Below are 4,314 nucleotides of genomic sequence, written 5' to 3'. Positions count from 1 at the left end.
ATTAAAAAATCAATTTACGAGAAAGATCTATTTACACAAAAGATTTGACAGTTTCGTATTAACCAGTTAACCTTATATACCTGCTATAATAATTGTGGTGAAGAGATTAATTGGATAATTCATAATACTTCGCACTCATAAGAACGTCTTCTGTTAATGAAGGCGTTTTTATTTTTATCAGACCCAAAACAGAAAAGCCCCCGAAATTCTTGTCTGAATTTCGGGGTTCATATTATCTGCCGATATAATAGTGCCTTTTTTCTAGCAAAAACATTTTAAAATAACTCAATTAGAGATTAAAACCAACATAAAATAATGCTTATTCAAAATAGAAGTATATTTTCTTATTTCCTTAATACCTCTCCAACAATTTTACCCGAATCTTTATAAACACCTTGAACTTCTGGCTCAAAACCAGGGAAAGTAGCTGCCGCGCTAAGTAAAATTTTGAAATAATCAATATCAATTTGTTGCCATTTTTCTCCTGGTGCCACGATAAAGACACCTGGTGGGTATGGTAATGCACCTTCTAGCGCTATTCTTCCCTTTAAGTTATCAAGCTCTACTAATTGACTTTTATTTTCATTAAAGTCGAAATCAGCTTGGCCAGGCTTCATTACATAATCTTGAAAGGTTGTCTTAAGAAACAAATCTCTTTCAAGCTCAAAGATATGGTTCTGCTTATAATATTGATGCATTTCCTGACAAAGCTGGTAAAGAGTATAGCCTTTATAGCGATCAGGAAATTTCTTAACTAATTGTGGCATCACTTCAGATAATGGTTGTTTATCCAAATAAGCATGCTCAAACCTCATTAATGCATCAAATAAAGTCTCCATATCAACATTACTTTCTCCAGGAGTAATTAAATAAAGTGTTGAATATATATCAGATTTTTCTGGAATAATATGTTCTTCGTGAAGATAATTTTCAAGAATAACCCCTGGAATCCCTTCTTCAGCATATTCTTCACCACTTAAATCAATACCTGGATTAAGAACTGTTAATTTTAACGGGCTCAAAACTACTTCATTATCGTCGATTTTATTAAATCCATGCCAATCATCAGAAGGACTTAATTTCCAGGCTTGCTTATCATGCATTAACACTTCTGTAGAAATATCTTGCCATTTTTTACCATTAATTTTTAAAGGCACTAACGGTCTAAAAAGCTTACTTTCCTTTAGCAATCTTTTTCTAAATTTAATTGAAAGTTTAACTGTATCGTCCCACCAAGATTTGCAAGCTGGTGAATTTGCCATCTTCGCATTTACAACTAAGGAAGAATAAATTGGATAAGAATAACTTGTGGTTACATATTTAAGATATGCATGATTGAAGTGCTTATGGTCAACATAACGCTTCTGCCCTTTCAAATGACCATCCTTTTTAAGAATTTGAGAAGCTTGAGCAATTCCAGCTTGCTGTTTATGAATAGATTGCGTTACTAGAATACCTGGATCATCTGGACCGTAAGACAGTTGTAATGGTGACAAGTCGCGCAAAACATCTACAAATTGTTCATAACCTCCCCAAGCACAATCAAAAAGAATATAATCACAAAGCCTACCCAATTTTTCAATTAAGTACTTTGCATTGTAAAATACGCCATCGTATGTTTCCAACTGTAATACTGCCATTCTAAATGGACGTTTGACTTTAGCTCGATCAGGATCAACTTTAGCAATTTCTTCTCTAATTTTATTTTCGTTTAAACTTTCTTTAGTCAATGGTCCAATTAATCCATCAGCATTTCTATCAGTAGGTAAATAAACAGGTTTAGCACCTGTCATAATTAATGCACTGTTGTATAAGCTTTTATGATTATTACGATCAAACAGAACGAGATCATTATTTTTCAATACAGCAGTTGCACAGATAGTATTTGCACTGGTTGTCCCATTAGTGCAAAAGTAAACCTTATCAGCATTGTACGCTTTTGCGGCTTCTTCCTCTGCTTTTAATGGTCCACCCTCATGAGTCATCATATCTCCCAGTTCAAATACACTATCAGAAACATCTGCTCTAAACAAGTTGTGACCAAAGAATTCTTTCATCACCGCTCCAGCTGGATGACGATCATAGAAATGACCATTATGATGTCCTGGTGTACTTAAAATCAAATCATCCTGATCAGCAAACTTAGTTAAGTCTCTAAGAAATTCAGGAATTACATTTGTTTCATACTGACTCGCTTTTTGATCAATTTCCTTTATCATATCTTGATTATCTTCCCAAATAATCAAAGGTAAATCTAACTTTAATTGTTTAGCAAATACTTTTTGCATACCCACTCCACGGCTATCCTTTTTTCGGACAACAACTGCGGCTAAATATGCACCATTTAGATTCTCTTTTAATTCAATAGTTGGCCAATTTTTCGGCAAATATGGCAACAAATCTTTTCGAGCAGCTATTCTTAGATAATGCATTTTACCCTCCATAAAATATTAATGATACCTTTATTATAGATAATTTTTGCGTAATAATAAGACTAACCTTTAGGAGGAAAAATTATTTAGCAAAAATGCAGTACTTTTTTGAGTTTTTAAAAAGACAAAACAAGCCCCCTTCTTCTAATTTTGAAAACCAACCTCAAAATTAGTTTTTAAAGGGAGTAAAAATGACAGAGGAAAACACTCAAAAGCATTATATGGGTTGGATAACCCTATCCATGTTTGTCTACATAACAGTTATCAGTTTCGAAGATCCATTCTACCCATATCAAGAATATGGACTATTCGTCTTAGTATTATGGATTATCATGCTTCTTTTCTATCAGCTGCCCTACACTTTGATTGCCACCGAATTAGGTAGTGCATATGAAGGTGAAGAAGCAGGTGGTATGTCTTCTTGGATTAGGCGCGGTACAGGAAGCGATTTACTAGGATATGCCACTGGTTGGATGTACTGGGCACAAACAATTCCTTATTTAATAGATTGTGCTAGTTCAGTAGTTGTATCCATATCTTGGGTAATTCTTGGCAATCGATCGCTAAGTCAAAAAATGTCGCCAATGGTCTTTAGTTTTATAACCTTTCTAATCATATTGTTATTTTTGATCTTCGATAATACCGTTAAGGATGCCCTAGATGCAACTTCATTATGGAGCGGTATCGCCATGGTAGTAATGACGTTAGTATTCTTTGGTATGATTGTATGGTCGTTGTCTCATGGTGGACATATTGCAACTAAATTAACTTGGAACAACATCAAACCTCATTTAAGCCTGCATTATTTCTCCAGTGCAAGTATGCTTATTTTCGCAATGTCAGGAGCAGAACTGGCAGCACCATATATTTCAAGATTACGAAACCCACAAAAAGAATTTCCTAAGACCATGTGGCTCCTATTTTTTGTTACTGCCCTTATGGTCATTCTAGAAACACTCGGATTAGCTGTTTTATTTGATGCAAAGCATATTCCTAATGACTTCAAAATGAATGGTGATTATTTTGCTTTCCAATTATTAGGACGCGAAGCTGGTATGGGTAATAGCTTAATGCTTGCATACTCTATAGTTTGCTTGGTTAGTCTATTAGCTCAAATTGCTGCCTTAATTGATGCCGCCAGTCGTTTCTTAGCATCAGATACTGCAGTTAAGTACATGCCTAGTTGGCTACTCAAAAAGAATAAAAACGGCCGTCCAATTAACAGTTACATTTTTACCGCTGGAACTACTTTAGTACTAATTGTCCTTGGTGGTACGTTACCTAAAATTAACGATTTTGTTAACTGGTTACTTAATATCAATACTATCGTTTCACCATACAAAACTGCTGTAGTATTTCTATGTTTTCTGATTTTAAGATATAATCGTAAACACTTTGGTAAAAATGAATTTGTATTTATTAAAAACAGAAAAGGCGCACTGGCTGTAGGCTGGTGGTGTTTTCTATTAACATTCATTTGTGCAACAATGGCATTTCTTCCGCAGAATGGGCAATTTGGAACACCGAAATGGTTTCATCAATTATGGATGAATATCGTAGTAGTACTATTCTTATTCGGTACAGGATTTATTTTACCTTTGCTTCGTAAATGGGAAGTTAAGCGCAAAATGAAAATTTAACAAAAGAATAGATATTAAAAGGGCAAAACTATTTGAAATGTTTTGCCCTTTTCTAATATTTAGAGACTGTAAAATATTTTGTGTAAGGATGGATGATTCCTTAAATTTATTTCTTTAAACATTAGAAAAAGGAGTTCCTTTCTCGTATGATTGGTTTGAACAAAAAAACACATACAGAAAGAAGAACTCCTTCATGAATGATTTTACCAAAGATATGGCTAATGCTCTATTCAATCAGGATA

General features: G+C 34.1%; 2 protein-coding genes. One reads left to right on the top strand and one right to left on the bottom strand.

All coding sequences use genetic code 11. From position 1 onward, the window contains the following. Positions 1 to 344: 344 nt before the first annotated feature. Complete coding sequence (locus CP352_RS10520) at positions 345 to 2,432, bottom strand: putative ornithine decarboxylase (RefSeq protein WP_035443284.1); 2,088 nt, start codon at positions 2,430 to 2,432, stop codon at positions 345 to 347. A gap of 191 nt (positions 2,433 to 2,623) precedes the next feature. Between CP352_RS10520 and CP352_RS10515 the strand changes: the two genes are divergently transcribed. Further along, a complete protein-coding gene (locus tag CP352_RS10515) occupies positions 2,624 to 4,072 on the top strand; it encodes an APC family permease (protein WP_005723361.1) in 1,449 nt (482 codons plus the stop codon). The last annotated feature ends 242 nt before the right edge of the window (positions 4,073 to 4,314 follow it).

Origin of the sequence: Lactobacillus sp. UMNPBX1, from assembly GCF_002554085.1 — a bacterium.
GTDB classification, from domain to species: Bacteria; Bacillota; Bacilli; order Lactobacillales; family Lactobacillaceae; genus Lactobacillus; species Lactobacillus crispatus.
The sequence above is the reverse complement of the archived record's forward strand: the minus strand, read 5'-3'. Positions and strand labels throughout refer to the sequence as shown.

What these genes read in the sequence shown, in the direction of transcription:
- CP352_RS10520 (WP_035443284.1), bottom strand. Translation starts at nt 2,432, where the DNA reads ATGCATTATCTAAGAATAGCTGCTCGAAAAGATTTGTTGCCATATTTG.
- CP352_RS10515 (WP_005723361.1), top strand. Translation starts at nt 2,624, where the DNA reads ATGACAGAGGAAAACACTCAAAAGCATTATATGGGTTGGATAACCCTA.